Origin of the sequence: Halococcus sp. PRR34, from assembly GCF_028617175.1 — an archaeon.
GTDB lineage: Archaea > Halobacteriota > Halobacteria > Halobacteriales > Halococcaceae > Halococcus > Halococcus salifodinae.
This window is the reverse complement of sequence record NZ_JAQJDA010000008.1, coordinates 89,450-114,222: the sequence shown is the minus strand read 5'-3', so window position 1 is coordinate 114,222 and position 24,773 is coordinate 89,450. Positions and strand designations below refer to the sequence as shown.

At 57.2% G+C, this 24,773-nt stretch carries 12 protein-coding genes; 7 read left to right on the top strand and 5 right to left on the bottom strand.

From position 1 onward, the window contains the following. The first annotated feature begins 458 nt into the window (after positions 1-458). Positions 459-3,386, top strand: coding sequence for a DUF1156 domain-containing protein (locus PHA81_RS11640; protein ID WP_273836905.1), 2,928 nt, complete (start codon positions 459-461; stop codon positions 3,384-3,386). Between the two features lies 1 nt (position 3,387). On the opposite strand, the gene PHA81_RS11635 is transcribed toward PHA81_RS11640, so the two are convergent. After that, the gene (locus PHA81_RS11635) at positions 3,388-5,316 is read right to left on the bottom strand and encodes a DUF262 domain-containing HNH endonuclease family protein (RefSeq protein WP_273836904.1); all 1,929 of its coding nucleotides are present in this window, start codon (positions 5,314-5,316) and stop codon (positions 3,388-3,390) included. 95 nt (positions 5,317-5,411) lie between these two features. On the opposite strand from PHA81_RS11635, the gene PHA81_RS11630 reads away from it, so the two are divergent. The 3 genes from PHA81_RS11630 to PHA81_RS11620 all read left to right on the top strand — a co-directional run bounded on the left by PHA81_RS11630 (position 5,412) and on the right by PHA81_RS11620 (position 15,200). After that, positions 5,412-9,350, top strand: coding sequence for a helicase-related protein (locus PHA81_RS11630; protein ID WP_273836903.1), 3,939 nt, complete (start codon positions 5,412-5,414; stop codon positions 9,348-9,350). A gap of 295 nt (positions 9,351-9,645) precedes the next feature. Further along, positions 9,646-12,300 carry a PD-(D/E)XK nuclease family protein gene (locus PHA81_RS11625; RefSeq protein ID WP_273836902.1) on the top strand — a complete coding sequence of 885 codons (2,655 nt, stop codon included), beginning with the start codon at positions 9,646-9,648 and terminating at the stop codon, positions 12,298-12,300. Next, positions 12,297-15,200 (top strand): ATP-dependent DNA helicase, encoded by a 2,904-nt coding sequence (locus tag PHA81_RS11620; protein ID WP_273836901.1) that lies wholly within the window; start codon positions 12,297-12,299, stop codon positions 15,198-15,200. Before PHA81_RS11625 ends, PHA81_RS11620 begins: the two co-directional genes overlap by 4 nt. Positions 15,201-15,299: 99 nt before the next feature. Here PHA81_RS11620 and PHA81_RS11615 read toward each other — a convergent pair whose 3' ends face one another. Then, complete coding sequence (locus PHA81_RS11615) at positions 15,300-16,208, bottom strand: ADP-ribosylglycohydrolase family protein (RefSeq protein ID WP_273836900.1); 909 nt, start codon at positions 16,206-16,208, stop codon at positions 15,300-15,302. 53 nt (positions 16,209-16,261) lie between these two features. Here PHA81_RS11615 and PHA81_RS11610 point away from each other — a divergent pair, with 53 nt between their 5' ends. Continuing rightward, entirely contained in the window at positions 16,262-16,717 is a 456-nt protein-coding gene (locus PHA81_RS11610) for an adaptin protein (RefSeq protein ID WP_273836899.1), read from the top strand. A 263-nt stretch (positions 16,718-16,980) separates the two neighbouring features. On the opposite strand, the gene PHA81_RS11605 is transcribed toward PHA81_RS11610, so the two are convergent. Next, on the bottom strand, positions 16,981-17,460 hold the full coding sequence (locus PHA81_RS11605) for a hypothetical protein (protein ID WP_273836898.1): 480 nt from the start codon (positions 17,458-17,460) through the stop codon (positions 16,981-16,983). 536 nt (positions 17,461-17,996) lie between these two features. Beyond that, positions 17,997-19,601 (bottom strand): Na+/H+ antiporter NhaC family protein, encoded by a 1,605-nt coding sequence (locus PHA81_RS11600; RefSeq protein ID WP_273836897.1) that lies wholly within the window; start codon positions 19,599-19,601, stop codon positions 17,997-17,999. 154 nt (positions 19,602-19,755) lie between these two features. Between PHA81_RS11600 and solA the strand changes: the two genes are divergently transcribed. Both solA and PHA81_RS11590 read left to right on the top strand, forming a co-directional pair. After that, positions 19,756-20,901 carry an N-methyl-L-tryptophan oxidase gene (gene solA, locus PHA81_RS11595; protein ID WP_273836896.1) on the top strand — a complete coding sequence of 382 codons (1,146 nt, stop codon included), beginning with the start codon at positions 19,756-19,758 and terminating at the stop codon, positions 20,899-20,901. Between the two features lie 188 nt (positions 20,902-21,089). Further along, positions 21,090-21,797, top strand: a complete 708-nt coding sequence (locus PHA81_RS11590; protein ID WP_273836894.1) for a GHMP kinase — start codon at positions 21,090-21,092, stop codon at positions 21,795-21,797. Between the two features lie 439 nt (positions 21,798-22,236). Here PHA81_RS11590 and PHA81_RS11585 read toward each other — a convergent pair whose 3' ends face one another. Further along, entirely contained in the window at positions 22,237-24,507 is a 2,271-nt protein-coding gene (locus PHA81_RS11585) for a DUF4350 domain-containing protein (RefSeq protein WP_273836892.1), read from the bottom strand. Positions 24,508-24,773: the final 266 nt, after the last annotated feature.

Sequence of the window (24,773 nt, the reverse complement as noted above, 5' to 3'; positions counted from 1 at the left end):
GCTGACGCACGTCAGCGTCGACTGGAACGCCGCCGGCAACAGTCATCGAAAACCCATCCATTCCGCGAAGTGATTGGTGAAAACATAGAGGGTACAGAGGATTGGACGTGGGACGACTGGGTCGCTATGAAGGTGCGGCGGCTCTTCGGGTCCCGCCTTCGGTGTCTTCTCCAACTCTTCGATGAAGCTCTCAGTGATACGGATATTGATCCGTCGCTAGTTACCGGGACCGGATCTGCAACCGTCCTCATTCCCGAAGAGCCAGGAGTTCGGCTCTCACTCGGGTTCATCGGAATCAAACCGTTACAGCGAGTCGATCGGATGCGAGCACTCACCCGTGGCGTTGCACGGATGAGTTTAGAAGAGTGCTATTATTGGCACGCCAAGTGCCGTTCGCCGAATAGCCCAAGTGGAGAGAAGTCACTTCGAGTTTTATTGACCAACCATATTTCATAAACATGAGTGAAGAAACCCCTACCACAGAGACGGATGACAACAAAAGCGAAAGAAAGCCGCTGAAGGTACATAGCAACCTACCGATTAGATCAGTAGGGCTCGAAACAAAACGTGAACAAAAGAATTTCTCTGATAAGCCACCTCAGAACTACATTCACGTTTGGTTTGCTCGTAGACCCACTCCAGCAACGCGTTTAGGGGTACTCTCATCTGTTTTACCAGATACCGTAGATGATGATACGCTCCTGCGGTGGATGGGGATGAATCCAAATAATCTTGAAGATGACATGAGCATCGCAGAGCATATTCGATACAAATCGGACACCCTGGATCAAAGAAGCGGTCGCGTCTACGATCACTATGGATATCGCAAGGCGTACAAAAACCTCCCCGATGAAGAAGAGATGGGTAATTTCCATCAACAGGTACGGGAGACATGGGGAGGAGAACTCCCTACGGTTCTAGACGCCACTGCCGGTGGGGGATCAATTCCCTTCGAAAGTCGTCGTTATCAGCTTCCAACAATTGCGAACGAACTTAATCCGGTCCCGTCTGTTATTTTGAAAGCAGTACTTCAACAACCCCAAGTCGATGGTGATCTGTCTGATGATATCCAAAAATGGGGGGACCGTATCAATAAGCGTGCTCGTGAGCAACTGAAGGAGTATTATCCAGATGTTGAGGGACAACGTGATCTGGAATATATATGGATGCATCAGATTACCTGTCCTGACTGTGGATCAGAGATACCCCTCACCTTGAATTGGTGGCTTGAGCGTGAATCGTCGACAAGTGGTACTGCGCTTCAGCCGAAATCCGCTGAAGGGTCAACTGAATTAAAACTCCCCGTAGTGGAAGTGGGAACGGATGTCAAAAAGTCCGAATTCGACCCTGCATCAGGAACGGTAACGAGGGGGAAGGCAGAGTGTCCAACTTGTAATGTTACCGTAGATGGAGATGAGGTAAAAGAACAGGCCAATAACGGTGATATAGAGCTTCGGCTAACGGCCGTTCACTATGAATCACTTCACAAAGGAGACGGAAAGCGATATCGGGCAGCCAGAGAGGAGGACCTCAGAGCAGTAAACCGCGCCAATAAGAAAGTAAACAATGACCCAGACTTAGCGACCTTCCTGACAGAGAAAATCGAATCTGGAGCCAAAACCAGCGAACCGCGGAGATACGGGATGGACATGTGGCGGGATATGTTTGCACCACGCCAGCTGCTTACTCACTACACGTATTGGCAGACATTTGAGGAAGTGAAAAAGGCGATTCGTGACGGAGATCCTTCTGCCTCAATCTTGGAAAATGAAGAACCGACACCAGATTATGACGAAAAAGAAGCCGAAGTAATACTGACCTTCCTAGCGCTTGGTGCTGACAAGGCTGTTGACTACAATTCGCGTATGTGTACCTGGGTCCACAGTGCAGGAAAGATCGGCCACGCTTTCGGTCAGCATGACTTCGGGTTCAAATGGAGGTTTGCTGAAAGTCGGCTTCCAGCTGAAGGCCTAGGATATGACTGGGTCCTCGATTCGATGGTAGAAGTCTATGAGGAACTGAAAGAACTTGCAGGTCATGCTTCTGCTCCTATTGAGGTATTTCAAGAGGACGCTGCAAATCTGCCGTTAGACGACGGGGAAATCGAAGTAATCGTTCTTGACCCGCCCTATTATGATAATGTGATGTACGCAGAACTTTCAGATTACTTTTATGTATGGCTCCGTAGATATCTTGGTGACGTATATCCGGACTTCTTCCAGCAAGATCTCACCGAGAAGAATGAAGAAGCTGTGGCAAACGCCTCTAAGTTCGATGATATTGCGGGAGATAAATCGAAATCTGAACTAGCCAAGAATGATTATGAGAGTAAGATGTCTGAGATTTTCGGAGAGCTCTCCCGTGTACTCAATGATGAAGGTGTCTTCACCCTCATGTTCACGCACAAGAAGACTGAGGCCTGGGATACCCTAACAAAGGCTCTGATCAATTCTGGATTTGTGGTAAAATCAACGCATCCTATCAGTACGGAACGTCCAGAGAGTCTACATCAGCGGGGGAAAAATTCGGCTGAGAGCACTATATTGCTCTCAGCTGAGAAGCGTGGCGAGCGTGAAGACGAGTCCACCCTCTGGGGAGAAGTAAAGAATCGCACTCGTGAAGTTGCGCGTTCCCAAGCTGAGGAGATGTATCAGGATGAAGTCGAATTCTCGAAGGTAGACATTATGTTGGCCGCATTCGGGCCGACTCTGGAAGTATTCACGGAAAGTTATCCCGTCGTTGACGATGAAGGGAACGAGGTGCATCCTCAGATTGCTCTTGACGAAGCTCGAGGAGCAGTTAGAGACTACTTTATCGACAAACATCTCAATGAAGGAGTGAGGGATATCGATCCGAAATCTGAGTGGTACATACTATCCTGGTTGGTATTCGAGGCGCAACGATTCCCTTACGATGAAGCCCGACGTCTCGCAATCGGAGTCGGAGAGGACCTGGATTCGCTGAAGAAAACCCACCGAATGTGGCGAAAGAAGAGTGGTGATGTACTTCTCCGTCCCCATGGAGACCGGGTCCAAGACGTGAACAAGGATCGGGATAATCGATCGGGTCGCAAACCCGTAGACCCCGATGCCCTCTCATTCGGGGCTGCGCTCGACAAGGTTCACGCAGCCATGCATATCTATGATGTTCAAGGGGCAACCGAAGCGTGGAATTGGATGAATGAGAGAAACTGTGGCTCCGATCCAGCATTCAAAGCTACATTAGAGGCACTCCTGCGTGTCTTGCCGCATGACCATGACGATTGGGAGATAGCTAGAGACATCGCAGCTGGCGAAACTGGAGAACTGCTCGATCTCGACCTCGACGCCGATATCTTCATCGAGGAAGGCGAGGACAAGATACAGGGTAGCCTCAAAGATTTCTGAATTAATCCTCTTCAGCAGCTGGGACAGCTGATTTAGTCTTTTCAGTGATGGTGTCTGGCCATCGTGTCTTGATAATTTCTGCCATTCGTTTTTCTCGGTCCTCTATACGCTCAACAGACCAATCATCATTCTCGAAGATCTCGTTGAGCATCCGGAACTTGGACTCATCGAAGGCAGCTTTCTTCTTCTCGAAGGGGTCATTCTGGTTCCCGGCGTTATCCTCGATGGTCATCAGCGCCAGATTGCCCAGCCGGTCGCTGTTCTCGTTGATGATCTCTTGGAGGTGTTCGGGAAATTCGTCCGATACAGTCTGTGGCCAAACGTGCTCGATCGTGAAGCGGTCGTCCTCGTTGTCGACGACTTTCTGCACCTCGAAGGGGATGTTCTCCCGTTCGCGTTCTAGTGAGAGTTCATACGCGTAGAGCAGGTATCGAAGCTCGTTCTTCCGGTTGGAATCGCTGTAGTAAGAATAGACGTCGGCATCGTAGAGTGTGTCCATCAGGGTTTCATCGTCGCAGTAGTTGTTGACGTGGTCAGCTAGCTTGGCGATGACGTCGTCGACAGTACTTGGACTGATGTCTTCTGCTTGCTTGCCCGGTTCGTTGTAGTAGAGCTGCCGGGCCAGGGGATAGGCTCTTGTTCGCCCCGTGTCAGCGGCTTTCTGCTCGATCAAATACGTTCGAACGATGAACGTCTCGATTTTCTTGAGGAGACGGACGAACTCCGATTCCGAAATGAGGTCGCGGGTGTACTGGTCGTAGGCAGTGATGAGGAGGGGATAGAAATTTCCGAGACGACCTACGGCGTAGAGATTCCCCAGCCGAGTCTCAATAGGATTACTGCTAATTCCATCCAACGTGACCAGTTCCCGAAGCCGCTGGAAGGACCGCTTCAGATCGTTCGTATAGTCGATAATCTCCTCAGCGAGGTCGCCGTTGTCCGTGACGAACGCCTTCTTGACGTGCTCGAGGTGATTCTGGTAGTACCGTTTGTCGTAGCTCGTCGTCCAGTTTGCATCCCAGAGGATAAAGTGATAGCGCTGGATCTGGTCTTCGTCAAGGCCGCTCCCGACATCAGTGTCGGTGATCTGCTCGATGTTCGAATAGATCTCGCCGAAGTTCTCTTGGACGATGTTGATGAGTCCCTCAGTCCGCTGTTCCTCGTCATCTTCCCCATCCCGAGGCTCGTCGTCGGTAACCAGGGCGAGCCGATGCATCAGATAGCTCTTCGTGATTTCGAGGTCGGTGAGACCCTTCCCCCGGTCGTTGACGGTCTGGAAGATCCGCGCGGCTTCGGCCCGTGATTCGACGACGTACGCGAGGAGATCGAGATTCTGAATCGTCGAATAGAGGTCAGTGTAGAACTCCACCGGGCCCTCGTAATCGGTGTTTTCCGGCGGTGCGTCCTCCAGTTTCTCACGGAAGAACGACTTCGTATTCGCCAGCCGGCGTTTCGAGGGTGTGTCGAGCGTGTACTCTGCCTCGGGGTTCGAGCTCTGCGTCGATTTTTCCGTGTCGATGATGTCTTCGAGGATGTATTTCTTGAAAAATTTCGCATCGTCGTCTTCCTGGAGCCGAAGTCGTTGCTGGTCAGAAGCAACGAGGTAGTTATCCAAGATGTCGTCCGCGTATTCCTCCTTTCCGTGAGTGTGAAGCTGTTCCTGTAGTTCGAAGAGTAAGATTAGGAGTGTTGTAAGCCGTTGCTGTCCATCGATGATTCCAACTTCGTCGTACAGACTGTCATCTGATTCGTCCGAATCCTCGATCAGGAACGTCCCGATGTAGTGCGTCTTGTCGAGAGATTCGAGGAGATCCTCCCAGAGCTCACGGCGTTGCTTTTCATCCCACGAGTAGTTGCGCTGGTATTTCGGCACGTAGAATAGGTCACGGCCGGGTACGAGGTTTTTGAAGGGCTTCTTCCCAGTTTGCATGAAACATACCTCCAGGCGGCACCGCAAAAATTCTGTGCTACTTTATCAAAATGACCCACTCTTTATGTTGTGGAGCAGGCATACGTCAATATCAGATGGCTAATTCCCTCCGTGACTACGACTGGCAGTCTATCTACGAAAGCCAGCCCAGCAACGACGCAGCTCATCTAATCAAGGAGTTCTACGTTCCGGCGCTCGAACGAAGTATCCAGTACGACCGGATTGCAGGATACTTCGATAGCGGTTCTCTCGCTGCTGCTGCGAATGGAATCGAGACACTCGTCGAAAACGACGGCCGAATGCGACTCATCGTCGGCGCACAACTTCAGCCGAAGGACCGGCCTGTATTGGAAGCACTCGCCGACGATCTCGACGAGAATCTGACGGACTTGGAGGACGAAACACTCGATCAACAGCTACAGCTGCTTGCCTGGCTCCTCCGGGAGGGTCGACTCGAACTCAAGATCGCAGTCCCCAGCCGCGGGGAGTGGGGCATCTTCCACCCCAAAGTAGGCATCTTCCAAGATGAGGACAGGAACTGGATCTCGTTCGAAGGGAGCATCAACGAGACGGCTGGTGGCTGGACGCGGAACTACGAGCGGTTCAAAGTCCACCGCTCGTGGGACGACGGTCAAGCCCCCTATGTCGAAGGTGACCGAGAGTCGTTTAAGCAGCTGTGGCAAGACGAGCACGCCTACGTCGACGTCTACGATCTTCCGGAGGCCCTGAAAGAGGAGCTCATCGACTGGAAAGCCCCAGACAACGACGTCGAAGTCTCCCAAATCGTCGAGAAAATCCGCGAACCAAAGGCCCCGACCGACGGCGACAAAGGGCGAATTCTAGCCGACGGGGCACAAGCTCCTGGCGGCCTCCAACTCGCCGAGGAAGCGAGCACGATCGATCCGTGGCCACACCAGCGAGTCGTTTCCGATACGGCAGTCAACACGTATCCGAACTCATACCTCCTTTGCGATGAGGTTGGCCTCGGGAAAACCATCGAGGTTGGCCTGACACTCTCCCGCCTCGGACTGACTGGCGAACTCGAGAACACTCTCGTTCTCACACCAGCGAGTCTTGCCGTCCAGTGGCAGGAAGAGCTCTGGGAGAAGTTCAACATCAACGCCTATCGATATGACCGAGGGAGTGACTACGATTACGCCTTTGTTGATTCGTTTGGCCAAGAGCATCCAATCCCGGGAGGCGGAGATCTGGATATTGATGCGGACCGACGAGACGAGGCGTGGACGAACAGTCCGCTATGGCGGTTCGTACACACTCGGAGCGATGATCCCACGCCGACCGTCATCATCATGTCCTGGCACACGGCGCGTCTCACAGGCCGATGGGATCAGGTTGCTCCGGCTGACGAGGGGACCGTCCGAACGAGAAACGATATCCCAGCAAGCTGTCGAGGGCGAAGTACAGACGGGCGAGAGGGCGTTTGGGACGCTGTCGTCGTCGACGAGTCGCACAACGCTCGCCGTGGAAGCAACTTCTACAATCTCCTCGAACGGCTACGCGACCACACCCACTGCTACTACCTGCTCACCGCGACGCCAATGCAACTCCACCATCGAGAGCTATACGACCTTCTGACACTCCTCGATATTCCCGAGGCGTGGGATAGTCGGGATCAGTTCGTCGATTTCTTTGAAACACGCCAAGCACTTTCGACTGTTATCGAAGGTGGGGCCGACCTCTCGTCTCGGTCAATGCCGAACGAGCCGTCGCAGGCAACCCTCGATGGGTCCTTTCGGGATCGCTTTGATTCTTCGATAGAGTACGCAGACGTCATCCTCGAAGGGATCGTCGACGAACTCGGGTTGGAGGACCAAGGCCGAGGCGTTGCGAAGCAGCGACTGCTCCAAGCGTGCAACCTAGCACGAGGATATGGTCAACAGTATGATGACTACCGACGGAAGGTAGACACTACGATCAGCGATCAAATTGACCCGTTCGGAGCAGATGAAGATACCAAACTCAAGCGGCTGCTGTATCCGGAATCAGTGCTGAACGAGGAGATGATCATTTCCTCGCGAAGTGATCGCCTCGACGCGATTGACGAACTCAGTGAGGACGGTTGGCATGTGTTGCAAGACGTTTTCTCGTGGGCCACCCCGGTCGATGCGTGTATTCACCGGAATACACGAGATACACTAAGGAAATACCGCAAGGCAGGACTACTCGAGGCAATGGTCCCGACGCGAAAACCTGAACGTCGGCGGATCGAACTCAATGATCAGACCCGCCGGGTGTACGACCGGATCGACGATTACACTCGAACCTTCTACAAGAAGGCCCAGCAGTCGACTGAAACAGAAGCACGAGCAATCGGGTTCGTGATGACCACGTATCGTCAGCGGCTCACAAGCAGTGTCTACGCTATTTCACAGAGCCTCTCGTCGCGCCTCGAGAAGCTCCGTACTCAGCGGAAAGTACTCGAACGGCAGAAACGCATCCGGAATGAACAGGATGATGATCGTCAGGCGGCTCTGGATGCACTGAGCGACTTTGATGAGGACGAGATTGCCCAGATGGAAGACGCCGGTGAGGACGTTCTGAACGTCGATCTGACCGAGTTAGCACCAAGTCTCACAGACGAGGGCATTGACCTCCTCAAAGAGGAGATCAAAGAACTGGAGTCGTTCATTCAGGAGGTCAAGCAGGTCGACGATGATCCGAAAATGGATCAGTTGTACGAAGACCTCGATATGCTAGACCGTCGAGAAGGCCGGAGCCGGATCATCGTTTTCACACAGTACAAAGATACGATGCACTTCGTTCGTGGACAGCTTCTATGGAAGTACGGCGAGAATATCGCCTGCTATTCCGGTGACGGCGGCGAAATGTACGATGAGGATGCGGACACCTGGCGGAACGTCGGGAAAGAGCGTGTCAAGCGAGAGTTCTCTGATACTGATGGTGAGGTCGATATTCTTGTGTGTACTGACTCCGCGAGTGAAGGGTTGAACCTTCAGGAATGCGGTGCGATGATTAACTACGACCTTCCCTGGAATCCGATGCGAGTGGAACAGCGGATTGGTCGCATCGACCGGATCGGGCAAGAGTACGACAACGTATTCATTCTCAATTACAGCTACGAGGATACGGTTGAATCCGACATCTATGACCGGCTTGACGATCGAATCGGACTGTTCGAGTACGTTGTCGGAGATATGCAGCCCATCTTGTCCAGTGTTGGATCGAAAATTCGGGAAGCAACGATGGAAGAGGGTGCGAAAGCGGACAGTGAAGAATACGGAGAGCTTGAAGAGGATATTGACCGAGACATCGAGCAACAGCAAGCCGAGGACGATCCGGTCGAACTCAAAGATTCGCTCGCAGAGATTGACAGTGATCGTCCCCTCCGCGAACAAGTCATCCAAGAAGCGCGATTAGATGCATGGGAAAGTTACTCACACCCAGATTTGGGGAAAGTCGGGAACCCCGCTGAAAATCGAGACCCTGTGTTCACCGTTAAGGCGATCAAAGGGGTCTTCTTAGAGAATGAAACATTCAACGAAGCAGGTATCCAGTTTGATCCACTGTCACAATTAGACGCTGAGTTTGACCTCAGTGATCCCAAGGACGTAGAGTCTATTTACTGCTTACAGAATACAGGCGACACTCCCATCACAACGGAGGAGAACGAAGACACACTCGCAGCGAGTATCGCGGATCAACATGGGGGTATCGGTGTAACCTTCGATCCTGTGGCTGCCGATGAATATCCCTCACTCAGATTCCTCGCTCCGGGCAGCCCCTTATTCAACTGGTTGGCGACGACGCTCATCGAGGGATCGGATCAGCTGAATCTCACACACTCCGCCCGTACAACCAATACTAACGGTGATTTAGCCGACACCTCCGAAGAACCGTGGATTGTTACTGGCTGGTCTAAAGGGAATGACTCGGACATGGCCCTCGTCCACCTATCTGACGATGGCTCGGTCACTGATCAGTCTGAGAGTGTAGAATTCCTCAATAAATGGGCACAGGCATTCGTTGAAAATCGAACTCGGTCAAACTCTTAGATCGCAAATTCGCCGAAATTCCCACCTGTTTTGGAGCACTCCCGTTGTTGATCCGCAAGGGTGCCGCGATCTCCGTGAGTTACAACAATCGACTGCACCTTCATCGTTAGGTCTGATTGAGTTATTCCACCAGTGACTGTCCACAAGCTCATCCACCGGGGGCCGGACATTTCGAGACGATACGGAACTCGCTCACTGGTATGAGTCTACTCTGTTGCTATCCCCTGACACAGCAGATAGAGTCGATCCCTTCCCACCGACAGCTTTAGATTTAGACCGGGAGATCGTTGCGTCAATGACGCTCCAGCGTGCCCGTTCAGTAGACGAACTCTACGCCGAAACACAGGATTATGATCTCGTCCTTACCACTGACGGGCCGCTGAGTCTCGCGCTAAACCGACGCCTTGACCAACCACGATTAGGCCGCTTCGCTGCTACCCCACGAATGCTCGCCTCAGGCGAGTTCACCGCACACGACCAACGCTCTCTCTTCCTCGATCTTGTCACCCAAACCGACCTAAGCTGGAAGCACGCCTCGTACCTCGTCGACAACATCCTCCAGAGCTGGGAGGAGACCGGCGAAATCGATGCCATCCTCGACTACGATCGCTACGACACTAGCCCAACCCGAGAAGCCATCGACGTCATCCAACAGGCCGAAAGCTCTCACGCTGACCTCGCCGAGTACACTATTCCCGATGATTTCGACGTGGCGGTGATCGGCGAAGCACAGTTCACGACGCTCGACTGTACGATTCTTCCCGATGACTACGATACCATTAGCCCGTTCGCGGCAGATGCATTCGATCTCCCAGAGCTCTCCTTGTTCGACTCGACGACTGCCATCGTCGAAACGGTCACCGACGCCACCTCCACAGACAACGCCGAAGATGTCGCTGTGGTCATGGATCGCGGGAGCGAGTATCCTTCACTCATCGAATCAGCGTTCGAATCCGCCAATGTCCCCTACTACGGCGGGCCGGGCTTCGTGGACAACACCCGAATCCGCACGTTTCTCAGACTCCTCCGCAGGGCACTCTCAAGCGACAGCCTCCGGCTGAGCGACGTTCGTCCCATCCTCACAACGATTGGCATCGATCCACCGGTCAAACACGATCAGAAGCAGCTTCGAAGCCTCGATCAGCCCGAACTCGATCCCCTCCAGACCTTTTGCAGCACTATCAACGATCACACCGTCAACGAGGCACTCTCGACATACAAGGCGTGGTGCGACGAATCGTTCACCGATCTACGGAGCGAGCTCCGTCGACTCGGCCTCCTGGAACAGCTGGTCACCGACACAATTCTCGATGACCTCGAATACTACTTCCAATCGTTCGACGTCCCCACTGACGAAGAACAGGAGGGTGTACTCCTCGCATCGGCCACCTCCGCTGCGTACGTCGACCGTCCGGTGGTCTTCTACCTCGGATTGGACGCCGGCTGGACCCACTCAGTACCCGACAAACCGTGGGTCGATGCCGATCAGAAGGATCGCGAGTACCTCCAGCAGTTCCAGGTCCTCCTCCAGAACGGTGTCGAACAGTACTACCTCGTCAAGGATACCGAAGCCGGCGAGTCGATCACGCCCTGCCTCTACTTCCACGACCTCCTCGATGAAGAGTTCGACCGCTTCAGCGACCTTCCACACGTGCCGTACGGCCGACGCTCACCCAGCCAACCCACCACTGGCTTCGAGAAACAGTCCATCACCACGCCGTCTGATACCGTCGAAACAATCAGCCAGTCCTCGCTGAGTACGCTCGTCAACTGCCCACGGGACTACTACTTCGACGACCTCGTTGAGGGCCCGGATCGCGACTACCTTCAGAAGGGGAACCTCTTCCATGACTTCGCGGAGTTCTACGTCAACCATCCCGACGTGGTCGACACAGCAGGAACCGACGTCATCGTTGAGATCATGCGTGAGGGAATGGAGCCGTACGTCAATGACCTCGACCTCGCGACACTCGAAAGCGAACTCCGCGTTGGCATCGACGCCATCACCAGATACCTCGATGAGAACCCGCCCACAGAATCGACGTACGACGCCTACACGAACCCCGACTGGGGCAATCGCTTTGCCGAGCATTTCGGGCGGACGATCGACTCGCCGATCACCGAACGATGGTTCGAGAACAGCGCACTCGGCGCTAAGGGTATCATCGACCTGATTCACACACCGAGCCAGCTCCTTGATTACAAGAGCGGGAGTCACAGCTCCGCCTCGACGGTCGTGAAGAACGCCCGGATCGATGAAATCAGCGATACACCGAACTTCCAGGCGCTGCTCTACCTCGCCCAGCATCGCGATGAACGACCGGGCGAACGACTCAGGTTCCGGCTGTTCCACTTCCTCGAAACGCTGGATGATGCGATCACCGCCGATGAACCGCCATCCCTTGACGAGGGAATCACGACCCTGACCTACTATCCGACGTCCTTCGAGGAGCACATCCAACAGGAGGCTACCTTCGAGGCGCTCCGCGAGGACGGCTCCAACAAATGCCAGAAGACGTTCGATCAGGTCGAGTACGACACGTATCGGTCGTTCCTCGACTCTCACGAGGTCCCGGACACCTACGAGAAGGACGAACTGCTCGATTCGGCGTTCGCAGACGCACTCACCGAACAGATGAAAACTGCTGTTGGCGACTACAAGTACGTCGAAACGGGATGTGCCCAAGCACTCCGTCAGCTCCTCTCGATTCGTACCCAGAACTACTTCGCACCCGAGGTCGACGACTTCGAGGAGTTCCTCGACGAGCGTCTCGATACACTGAATGACTGGCGGGAGTCGCGCTTTCCGATTGCGACCGAGCTCGCCGGCGAGCCGAACTTCGATCGTGTCGACCACCGTGACCTCCTGTTGACCGACGAGCAGGCTCAGTCGCCCAGCACCACCGCCTCACAGTCCACTACTCTCGACACAGGGGAGGGCGATCAATGACGGACACAGCGATCACGCCGAACGACCAACAGCAGGAGTTGATCGACGCGACCGAGGGCACCTATCTCGTCGACGCGGGTGCTGGCACGGGCAAGACATTCACCGTCACCCGACGCTACGCGAACGTCCTCGATCAGGCCGATGTCGAACCGGAGGATCTCCTCTTGCTGACGTTCACGAACAACGCTGCCGAGGAGATGAAAGACCGGATCGTCGCCCACTGTGACTACGGGATGGCGGCGCTGCGCGACGCTCCGATCAGCACGTTCCATAGCCTGGCTCACGATATCCTGCTTCGGTACGGGTTCGAAGCGCCACAGATTCTCGGGATCGACGATCGCATCACCTCCTCGACGCAGCTACTCGAAAACGAGGTCATCGAGAACGAGCGGTTCCGGGAGTTCGCCGGGCGGTTCGTGCGCGACCATCCCGAGTACGAGGACTACTTCCGAATCCTCTCGGACGAGTCGTCACTCCTCGGGCTAATCAAACAGCTCGCGGCGAAAGGTATCTTTCCGACTCGTGAGGGGTGGTTCCGTCACGGCGAGCGCTATCTCGACGGCAACCTTGAGGAGTTCAGAGAGTATTTCGCCGCGGCGAACGCCCCGAACGAGGGCGCAAACGGACCGACACAGTCCGATCTTCGTGACAACCTCGGCCGCTACGGCCGGAACAAGTGCTATCTTCCGGAGGCACCAGCAAAGACCGGACTCCGGGGTGGCCGAGGCACCAAACAGATCGACGCCGAGTGGGCCGACCGAGCCTTCGAGGAAGATCGCACGGAGCTGAAGCAGTTCGTCCACGATCTGTACTTCGAGTACATCGAATTCGCGCTCGGCCGCAACTACCTCAACTTCAGTTTTCTCCTGTTGTTTGCGTTCGCGCTGCTCTGTGAGGACCACGCCCTCCGCGAGGAACTGGCCTTCGAGTACACGATGATCGACGAGTTCCAGGATACCAGCGAGATCCAGTTCAAGCTCGCTCTCCTGCTCGCCGGGACCGATAACATCTGCGTGGTCGGCGACTGGAAGCAGAGTATCTACTCCTTCCAGTACGCTTCGGTCGACAACATCCGCCGTTTCGAGGAGCGCCTCCAGACCTACAAGGGCGAGCTCAACAACGACATCGAGCGTGTTGGCTACCCTGTTGAGGACGTAACCGAGATCGAACTCACGCAGAACTATCGCTCGACACAGGAGATCCTCGACTTTTCGGAGTGCAGCTTGACGCTGCCAGCGACGAACAATGAGGACCTCGACGCCGACGCCGTTCGCGAATCGATCGTCTCGCTCGACGCCGATTCGAACAACGAGCATTCGCGGATCGAAGCTACGACTGGCGACGACGAGTACGAGACGCTCTTGGATCGCGTTCAGGAGATCGTGGGCAATCCCGAGTATGCGGTCGCAGATGCAGACGCCGACGACGGGCTGCGACCACCGACGTACGAGGACATCGCGATTCTCACTCGGACGCGGCGATTCGGTCGTGAGTTCCAGCAGCGCGCCGACGAGTATGGGTTCCCGGTGGCCTACGAGGGTGGTGTCGAGCTGTTCAGTACCGACCAGGCGTTGCTGTTGCTCGCGTGGCTTCGCATTCTCGAAAACGACGCTGATCGGGGCTGGGCAGTCGTGCTCGAACGCGCTGGCTACACGCTTGACGAAGCCGACCACATCCTCGATACGGAGGCCTATCCGTCGAACATGCTGTCGTTCCGCGATGAACTGGCGGACATCGAAACTGTCGGCGGGATCGCTCGCCGGGTGTTCGATCGGTATGGGTTCGAGGACGCCTACGCCGACACGCTCGTCACCACGCTCGAAGGGGTGTTCTCGAGTACGCATATGAACCGCGGCGAGGTCATTCAGTTCATCAAGCGTAGTCTCGACGCCGGCAGCACTCACGAGGTCGATGACTCCCCCGGAACAGATTCCATTACCGTGCAGACGATCCACGCGGCCAAGGGGCTCGAACATCCCATCGTGATTCTCGCAAACGTCAACCAGCACAACTTCCCGCCCTCCGGGGGTGGCGGCGACGCGATCCGGTACGGTGACACGGAGGGGCTTCGGCAGACCAAACGCTACTCGACGGTTCACGACCTCCCACACGTGTATCACAGCTGGCGACACGATATCCGTTCGGCGTGTCTTTCCCGCGAGTACGACGAGGAACGCCGGCTCATGTACGTCGCGATGACCCGCGCGAAGGACCACCTGATCTTCTCTGCGGGATCCTCGCCGAGTGCCCTCTTCGATAACCTGCCGCTCGAACCCGAAGAGAGCGAACCGGACGTACAGCCAGCTGACGGTGGCAGCACGGTCCAGAGTCACCTCCAGATATCCATCCCGAATCGAGTGGGGCCAGTAGCTCAGTCACCACACACGCTGATCGACGACAGCGTTTTCGAGGACGTTTCCGACGGGAGGGGCTCTGAGTTCGGCCGACGAGTCCACGAGTTCGCCGAACGCTATGCTGAAGGAGAAGCCGTCGAGCCGGAGAATGGCGAGGTCAACGCCGACGAGTGCCGCGTCAAAGCGTTTCTCGACTCCCTCGACGGCGAATTCCGCGTCGAAGAACCTGCCTACCTTCCCCTGACGGTCGACGGTGAAGAGGTATCGATCTCGGGCGTGATCGACCTGCTGTGCGTGACACCGGATAGAGTGGAGATCGTCGACTACAAGACTGACCGCGGGCGGCACGCCGAATCGGAGTACGAAAAGCAGGTCAGCGTCTACTATCACGTCGTCACGCAGTGCTTCCCGGACCGGGACGTCTCAGCCAGCATTTTCTACACCGAGGACAGCACTCGGGTTCCAATCACCCCGCTCACCGAGAACGAGCTCGTTGCTCTCGTGCGTGCGGAGATGGCCACCTCGAGTGCCGCACCTGCTGGGTGAGTGAGGACCGTCGTCTCTGGTCGCCCTGATTTGTACCCTCTCTGCGGACGAGCGTCAGTACTGCTCATCACAACCCTGATTTCGGTGTGGAGGAGCGCCTTAGGATGTCGTGACCGTTCGGGCGAGGTCGCGGAGTTCGTCGGTTACCGCGAGCGCGTCAAGCCAGCGCTCGGGAAGCGCCGACGCACCGAAGCGTGCGCCAGCAACCGCTCCGGCGACGGCACCGATAGTGTCGGTGTCACCGCCCTCGTTGACGGCGTTCACGATAGCCGACTCAGCAGAGTCAGCCGTCAACGCATGATATAGCGCGGTCTGCAGCGTGTGGAGGACGAATCCGGAATTCTGCAACTCCTTCGAATCGATGTCGTCGGGAAGGGGTTCGAGAACTCCAAGAAGACTGTCGGGAGCGTCGGGATGCAACGCATCGAGAGCACTGGCGAGGGGTTGCTCGTCCCCATCGAGTAGTGCTGCAATAGTGAGGTTCAGGGCCGCGCAGCCGTGCGTACATCGGGAATCGGCGTGCGTAATCCGCGACGAATCGCGGCTCACCCGCTGGAGGATATCCCAGTCGTCGGCGAACGCGAGCGCGAGCGGCGCACACCGCATTACACTGCCGTTGCCAGCATTGGAACCCTCGGGCTTTGCCTCCCAGACGTCCTGCCCCGCGCTGTCCCACGACGCACCGCGATCGATGCGTCCCAGCGCGTCGGCGGTCATGATCCCGATATCGAACGGACCGCCGTTGTACCACGCCACGAACCGCTCGGCGATGTCCTCCGGGGCGAACTCGCCACGCTCGACCAGGCTTCGAGCGATACAGAGTGCCTGCTCGGTGTCATCGGTGATGGTCCCCGCGGGCTTGCCGTGAGTGCCGTTGCCCGCCATCTCCCTGAGCGTGCCGTACTCGGCCTCGATGGCTCCCGGCGATCGAAACTCCACGGGCCGACCGAGCGCGTCACCGCAGGCCAACCCCAGCAGGACGCCCTCGGCTCTGTCATGTCCGACCATGCTCGGTCGAGCGCTGGCTGAGTATTATATCCCCGGCCACTGTGCCCTGTACAATGGCTCCGAACGCGGGAGAGTCTATGATGGTGTTCGCGTTCGATCGCGACTGGACGGTCGATGTGAATCCCCATCCCCAGCACGAGGCGGTCCCGCTCGCATGGGTGCGTCACCTCGCTCACGAAACCGACCACGAGGTCTGGGCGATCGGGAATCAGGATCTGAAAGACGAAGCCGACATTCCCGGCATCGAAGCGCTCGCGGAGCGATACTACGAGGAGGGTATCGGCCGTCTCGGCGAGCAAAACGAGTTCGGCCGCTACGAATACTGGCCTGAGCGTCCTGACCGCCTTCGAATACTCGCCGAGGAGTTCGCCGACGCGACGGAGTGCATCGTCGTCGATGATATCGATCTGAGTGATGTCGATGGCTGGAGTCACTACTACGCGTGGGACTTCGTTGCCGCCGTCGAACGCGGTGACATCCCTATCAATCCACCATCCAGAGAGGAGTGAGCGACCGAGCGCGCCGTAGCCGTCGCGTGTAGCGATCGTGGGCGGTTATCTCTCTGCGTCCGCCACCTCCATCAGTCGGGGCGGAGAAATCGGGTGAGGACACCCCGGTAGGTTTCGACGGTCGTGTGGAGTTCGTCGATGCTGATCGACTCGTCGACGGTGTGAGCGTCGTCCTCGATACTTCCAGGACCGAACAGGATCGTCGGGATGCCTGCTTGGGTGAGAGAACACGCGGTCGTCGCCGGCGAGCCTCGACCAGCTCGCTACAACTGAAACTCTGTATCCGAGTCAGCAAGCGGTGTCGCACCCTGTTCGACCGCCTGCTCGGCCGACAGTCGGTCCTGCATCACGAACACGGTGTTACTCCCTCGGCTCGTGTGGTACACCGAGTTGCGGAGGATATCCGCGTGGTCGGTGTACTTCTGTTTCACGACGCAGAACGGCTCAATCGCGTCGGGAGCCACGCGGTTGAGGTCGTAGAAATACTCGGCCAAGAACGACTCTATCCGGTCCATCTCGTCGGTGGGCACTTCGAAGCGATACTGCTCGCTGTCGTACCACTCCCGCAGCTCGTCGAAGACTTTCTCTTGATCGAAGTACTGGCTGAAGATATACAAATCGGCGTCTTCGACTTCGAACGCGTTGATCTCCGTTGTGTCGGCGTCGAACGTGGGCATGAGTTGAACGTCACTCTGGTTCCGGGCGCTCTCGTCGTCCTGTGCTGGTTGGGCAGCGATACTCATTCCGAGCGTAAAGCGTTTGCTAGCGGCCACCACAGCCGCAACAACACAGTTCTCTCTGCCCGTCGGCGTTGTCAGTGCCAATTGGCAACAAGAACTAAGAAATAGGAACCCGTACTGAAACGTGCAGGCGTGTTTACCTGTGCTACGTGCGGTCAACACGGGGACACCGTGCGTAGGAGTATACGCGAACCATGGGCCGGGGGTCACACTGGCCGGCCCATTTCCCAGTCAGACACTCGCCAGGGATGGCCTCGGGAGCGGGCTACGCGCTCATTGAAGGCTTCAGCCCCGAAATCCCACTAGCGGTCACGACTCGGACCGTCCTGGCAACTGGGAGTTGAAGGACGCGTCTCTGTGGAATGCTATTCTGCGCAGAATCCAGCGGACCTCTCTCGTATCTCCACCTTGTCGCCAGAACCACTTAAACAGCGATCGCTGACTACCCGTTCGGTAGTCAGACCGAGGAACCGATACCAAGATCCGGCAGACTCGGATCGTGGTAGGATGAGGCTGAAAGAGGCCCCAGTCACAAAAATTCAATCGTCGGAGACCGTGTCCGAATCCGAGATACGCACCGCAGCAGGTTTCGCAGTGAGGTTTTTGCGCCGTGCATCCCACTCAGAGAGGAAATACACTAGCACGCCCAGAAGGAGGAGTCCGATCGGGAGCAAAACGATCGGAGTGATGTTCGTAAGTCCGTACAGTCCGTAGATGACAGCTGCGACCACGAGCACGGTGCCGGCGTAGTACGCTTGCGTACGAACGTGATCGATGTGGTCCGATCCGGCGAACGTAGAGGCGAGAACGGTGGTATCCGAGATCGGAGAGATGTTGTCACCGAAGATAGCACCACTGAACATCGCACCGATCAGGAGCGCAACGAACTTCGTGGATCCTCCGCCGATATTCCACGCCAGCGGGATCACGATCGGGGTCATGACTGACATCGTGCCCCAGGAGGTGCCAATCGCGAACGAAACGAATCCCGAAATCAAGAACACGACCACCGGCAGTAGCTGTGGCGAAACCACCCCTTCGGCATACGCCGTCACGTAGGCACCTGTTCCCAGCGCCGTCGCAACCGATCCAAGCGACCATGCTAACACGATGATACTGAGGGCGGTAAGCATGGTTCCGAACCCGTCAATGATCGTTTCCATCGTCTCATCGAGTTCCATCACACCATGAGTGAGTGCCAATATCGCCGCTGTCGCCACCATGGCGAACGAGCCCCAGACGAGCGCCGTCGCGACGTTGGTGTTGTTGACCATCTCGACGATCGTTCGATCCGGAGCGTAGCCCATGAACGCCGCTCCACCGACGACGACGCTTACGAGTGCCACAACCGGCAGTACGAACATCCGAAGTGGTGCATCCTCGACTAATGGATCACCAAGATCGTCTTTGATGCTCTGTAGCGGTTGGGCTCCGTCCCGGGTGACTTTGCCGGTTCGCTGGGCCCGGTTTTCGGCGTCGAGCATCTCGCCGAAGTCTCGCTGCGTGATGACAATGATCCCCACCATCGCTATCGCAAGTGGCGAGTAGATGTTGTACGGAATGCTCTGAATGAAGGTCGCGGCCGCGGAGGGCGTCTCTTGGGCGATGCCGAGTTCGTTGTACTGCTGGGCAATGAGCCCGATCTCGAACGCGACCCAACTTGAAATCCCGAGGGTCGCCACTGGGGCAGCCGTCGAGTCGAGAATGTATGCCAGTTTCTCGCGGGACATCCGCATCTCGTCGGCGATGTCCTTGGTCGAACTCCCGACGATCGCATTGTTCGCATAATCGTCAAAACTCCAGATGAGACCGAGCAACCACGCAGTGATCCCAACTTTTCGGTGTGTGTCTACCCGTCGAGTCGCAAATCGTGCGATCGCAAGGGCACCGCCGAGCCGCCAAATGAGCGCGATTCCGGCCCCGAGGAGTAGTGTGAAGACGATGATCTTGGCATTGAAGGTGCTTTCTCCGATTGAGCTCACGATCCAGCTGAACGTCTGTGCAATGCCGATACTGCCCGTATAGATGATACCACCGGCCCAGATTCCGAGAAACAGCGATACCATCGCTCGACGAGTGATGATTGCCAACGCGATCGCCAGCAGTGGCGGAACCAGCGAAAGTGCACCGAAATCGGAAGGCATGCCCTCGATAACTCACGTAACCTAAAAAGATACAGGGTGGCGTCGGTTGTCTCACGGCGTCTCCGCAGTTAGAGGAGTTGGCCATGAGTTGCGTGGTTGCACGCCCGTTTCCAGTGTGGCAACGCTTTTCGCTTCACCACTCCGGTCGCCGAGTATGACTGTCTCCCGCGAGCAGTACGATGCGATCGTCGTCGGTGTCGGCGGCATGGGTAGTGCTGCTGTCTATCGTCTTGCCAAGCGCGGGCTCGACGTTCTCGGCATCGAGCGCTTCGACATCCCGCACGCGCGCGGATCGAGCCACGGGAGTACCCGGATCGTCCGGCTCACACAGCCTGAAGACCCCTCCTACGTCCCGCTCGCACGAGCGACTTTTGAGAATTGGCGCGACCTCGAACGGGAAACCGGACGCGACCTCCTCACTACAACCGGCTCGATTCACGCCAGCCCGGCCAACGCGGACCTGTTCACCGACGCCCGCCGCTCGGTCGAAACTCACGACGTCGATCACGAGGTGCTCACTGGAGCGGAGGTGAACGAGCGCTTTCCGGGGTACGACATTCCCGCAGATCATCGGGCAGTCTATCAGCCCGACGGTGGCTTCGTCGACTGCGAACAGGCTGTGATCGCCCACGTCGAAGCGGCCCATGCCGAGGGAGCCACCGTCAGAGCCCGCGAGCGCGTCCTTGACTGGCATGAAACCGGCGACGGCGTCCGAGTGAAAACCGACAAGGGTCGCTACGAGGCCGACGACGTGGTGGTGACCGCGGGCGCGTGGGCCAGCGACTTCTTCCCCGAGCTCGCGGCGGAACTCACCCCATGCCGCCGGATCATGGCGTGGCTCCAGCCCCACGAACCCGAGCAGTTTCGCCCGGAGACGTTCCCGGTGTTCAGCCTCGCCGGCGAGCATGGCGACGGGTACGGTTTCCCGATCCACGATGTCCCAGGATTCAAATTCGGCCGCGAGCCGTCGCTCCCGAATGCCGTCGACCCTGATGAGATGCCACAGGAGCCCACGACTATCGAGGAGGAACGCCATCGCGAGTCCGCCGACGCGTACTTTCCGGATGGAGCCGGCCCGACGATGCGGCTACGCACTTGCGTGATCACCGAATCCTCCGATGGCCACTTCGTGCTCGGCAGCCATCCCCACTACGACAGCGCCCACATCGCGGCCGGGTTCACCGGCCACGGGTTCAAGTTCACCGCCGTCGTCGGCGAGATTCTCGCGGACTTCGTCACTGACGGCGATACCGACCACGCTGTCGACCTCCACCGGATCGGTCGGTTCTTCGACTCGTAAAACCTTCAGCCGGGATTACCCCGAGCAGTCTGCACTACCACAGGGTCCTCACCAAGGTCTTGTATGCGGTCGACTACTGCTGACAACTCATGGCTACGAGAGGATCCTCATCGGTAACCGCATCTGCTCCTGGAAGCGTGACGCCGATCTTCGTCCCACCGCAATCTCCACAAGACGGGTCGTTTGGCGTGAGTTTTGCCATCAAGGACGGCGTCGACGCTACAGTCGAGCCCAGTACTGATGTGTCGGTCACCCTCGATGAAGAGTCCACCTCCTTCGAGCCCGTCGAGGGCGTCCTGCGACAGCTGGAGGTCTCAGGGAAGGTGTCGCTGATCGCGTCGATTCCAGTCGGGTATGGGTTCGGGACCAGCGGTGCCGCAACCCTTGCCACAGCGCTTGCTGCCAACGAAGCGTTCGACCTCGGACGGAGCCGCGAGGAGCTCCTCGAAGCGGCCCACCGCGCCGAGGTCGAAGCCGGAACCGGCCTCGGCGATGTCTTCATTCAGGATCGCGGCGGCCTCGTCTGGAACACTGGTGACGGGCCACAGCACTCGGAGTGGTCGGGCGATCTCGAGTACACTGCGGTCGATGGGATCGCTACCAGCACCGTCCTCGATGACGTACAGACTGTTGAACGAGTTCGTGAGTGCGGACAAGAGAGCCTGTCACGTTTCGCTCCCGAGACGTCGCTTCGAGAACTCCTCGAGCTGTCATGGGAGTTCGTGCAACGAAGTGATCTCGCAACCGATCGCGTCGTCGAAGAAGTACAGCGCGTCGAACGAGACGGTGGTGCCGCTAGCATGGCGATGCTCGGCGAGACCGTCATCGCCACCGGCGGGCAGAACCTCCTCGAACGAGCGACCCGAATCACGAATGAAGGGGCGCGCATTTGCTGATTTGAGGAACCAGATAGCTGAGAGGTGATACGCACTCCCTCGGACAACCGTGGCGGGAAATCCGACCTGTGCGACGATACCCGTGCCAATCGGTGACAAGAATTAAGAGACGGCCACCCGTACTGAGACGTGCAGGCGTGTTTGCCTGTGCTACGTGCGGTCAACACGGGGACACCGTGCGTAGGAGTATACGCGAACCATGGGCCGGGGGCCAAACCGACCGGCCCATTTTCTAGTCAAACGCTCGCCAGAGGATGGCCTCGGGAGCAAGCCAACGCACTCATCGATAGCTTCGGTCCCGAAATCCCACTGCTGGTCACGACCCAGACCGTACTGGCCGCTGAGAGTTGGAGGATGCGTCTCTGTAGAATGCTATTCCGCGCAGAACCCAGCGGACCTCTCTCGTATCTCTACCTTGTCGCCAGAACCACTTAAAGAATCAGCGACCATGGCCTGGACGCCGATTAGGGCTTCCCCCACGGCTGCGTTCAGGGCTACCTCTCTCGTTTCCATACTCTGTCTCGCCCGTGTAAGCGTTGAATAGCGTGAATTGCTCTGTGAAATTCGCTGTGACTAAGTCCGATGGCTCATCATTCAGATTATTCGTCTCGTCGGTTACTCCTTCACCGAGCCGCAGGTCCGAGTCGAGGGCTTCTGCGATTGCGTTCAGGTTTGTCCGTGCGGTTTCAGGGACGGCACCGCCCAGCAGGACGATGGCACCGCCGTTCTCGCGGAACGAACGCACGGCAGCGAGTTCAGCGTCAGTATAGGATTCAGTGGGTGCAGTAATCAACAGTGCTCGGGACTCGCCAAGTAGCTCGGCACCGAAGCCTGTCGCGAGTTCGTTGACACCCTCGAAAGCGATATCGACCCCTTCGAGGTAGCGTTGGTAGTAGGCGGCATCCTCCGCCGAGAGCGCGTAGCTTGCGCTGAACTGGCCGTGTCCACCGTCAATGAGGACCGGTGCTTCGCCGTACTCATCAGGGTCATCGCTGTCCGGTGGTCCTGCATGGTCGGGTGGTCCGGCATGAAGCGGTGGACCACCATGACCACGGTTATCGGGCGGACCGGCGTGGTCGGGAGGCCCAGTATGTGGCGGCCCACCGGCGGCAATGGCTGCGGCCCGCGATAGCAAGTGCGTCAGGAACACGTAATTGCCGTACCCGCTCGTGTCGACTGGATATCCCTCCGCAGTCTCGTACGCTTCGTCAACGAGCGGCGAACCGACTAGTGCAACGCCGGCGTCGTCATCGACCGCGACGAGCGGTGCGTTCGGTATTGTGGCGGTGTCCTCGGCCCGAACGGGCACGCGTCCATCGAGACTGTCGCTCGCACTCTCGATTGTAGCTGCCCGCGGAACGAACAGTTCCTCGACAGGGTCGTTGCGAATCGGCTCGGTGTTCGCCGGGTCACTCTCGGACCACACGTTTCGGCCGGCTTCACGAGCGTTGAGTTCAGTGGCGAGGAAGTCATCGTGGCGAGCCAGCCCGGAGTCATATACGCGGGCGTGACCCGCTTCGATCACCCGGCGATTGTACAGCGTCTCGCGGTTTCCCGAACTGTCGGCATCGTAGGTGAGGTAGCCAAGGACGCGTCCGAATTCGTCCCGGACCGGTTCGTTCGTGTCAAAACTGAGGTCCACACTATCTCCAGGCGAGAGTTCGCCCTCGGCGAACGCGGTGGCCGCGTTGCCCGCGGCTTCGAGGTAGTCGTAAGACTCGATTCCCTCCCACTCCTCGGCGCGCTCGGTACTGGTCGCACTGCCCGTCTCGGGCGTGTCGATGCCGAGCACTCGGATGGCTGTCTCCTGACTGCCCTCGAACTGGACATCGACAGTATCACCGTCGGTGACTTCGACCACCTCGACGGTGTAGGTTTTCGTGGGGTCGAGTTCGAAGCCCAGTCCCTCGCGGTCAGCGAAATAGTCGAATGCCGTGTTAAAGTTCGACGTCACCGGTACGAAGTTCGCATAGAGATTGTTTTCGGGGTCATACACTTGATCATCATTGAACCGGAACTTCGCGCCGATGGCTTCGGCAATTGCGTTCAGATTAGCAGTGGCGTCGTAGTTGCTGAAATCCGACTGGTCGAACAGCAATAGCGTCCCTCCGCTTTCGACGAACCCCGCGAGTGCGTCGCGTTCGGCCGTCGAGAAGGCATCCGCGGGCGAAGTGATGATTGCCACGTCGGCTTCTGTGAGATCGGCGGCGATGTCCGTAGTTGCGGCGACCTCGTAGCCGTTGTTCTCAGCGTAGCCGATGAACGCTGAGAACGAATCGGTATCGTAGAACTGGCCATGTCCCTCATCAAAGACGATGGTCGGCCCGTCAGTTTCGGCATCGAGGATGTTGAGCAGGAACTCCTCGTTGCCGTAGTTGAAGTCGGTATCGTCCTGACCGATGGGAGCGCCGAAGCCCACGATCCCATCGTCGCTCGTTACGAGCGGAAGTATCGTTTCATCGGGGTAGGAAACAGCGTCGTCATTCCCATCCTCGTCGCCATTGTATGCGGTGGGTTCTGCCCAGACCGCGACCAGCGAGTCGTCGGTGAGTGGTGCTCCGGTCGCGTCGAGCAGGCTGGCCGTCGAGTCGAACACTAGTGGTCGGATCGTCTCGGACGCTGAGAGCGATTGGGCGCTTGTCGGTTGTGCTCCGGCAAGCGCCGCAACACCCGTGGCTCCCAGCGCAGTCATGAAGGCTCGTCGGTGCATGATACGCCTTGCTCCAGAGGAGTACACAAATCACTTGCTATCGGATATTCAGTATGAGAAAATAGTACGAGGGGACAGTATATGCTGGCGGCGGTCGTCGGGTATCCTCCGAGCGAAAACGAGTGAACACCATGCTGCTAGTCTGGATCTGAGAAGCAACGAGTGACGCTGTGAATTCGGTGGATCAATCGTGGTCAATGAAGCTCTTCATCAACGAAACCGACAGACAGCTCTCCAACAACAATCTCCTTCACAAGAGTGATCCA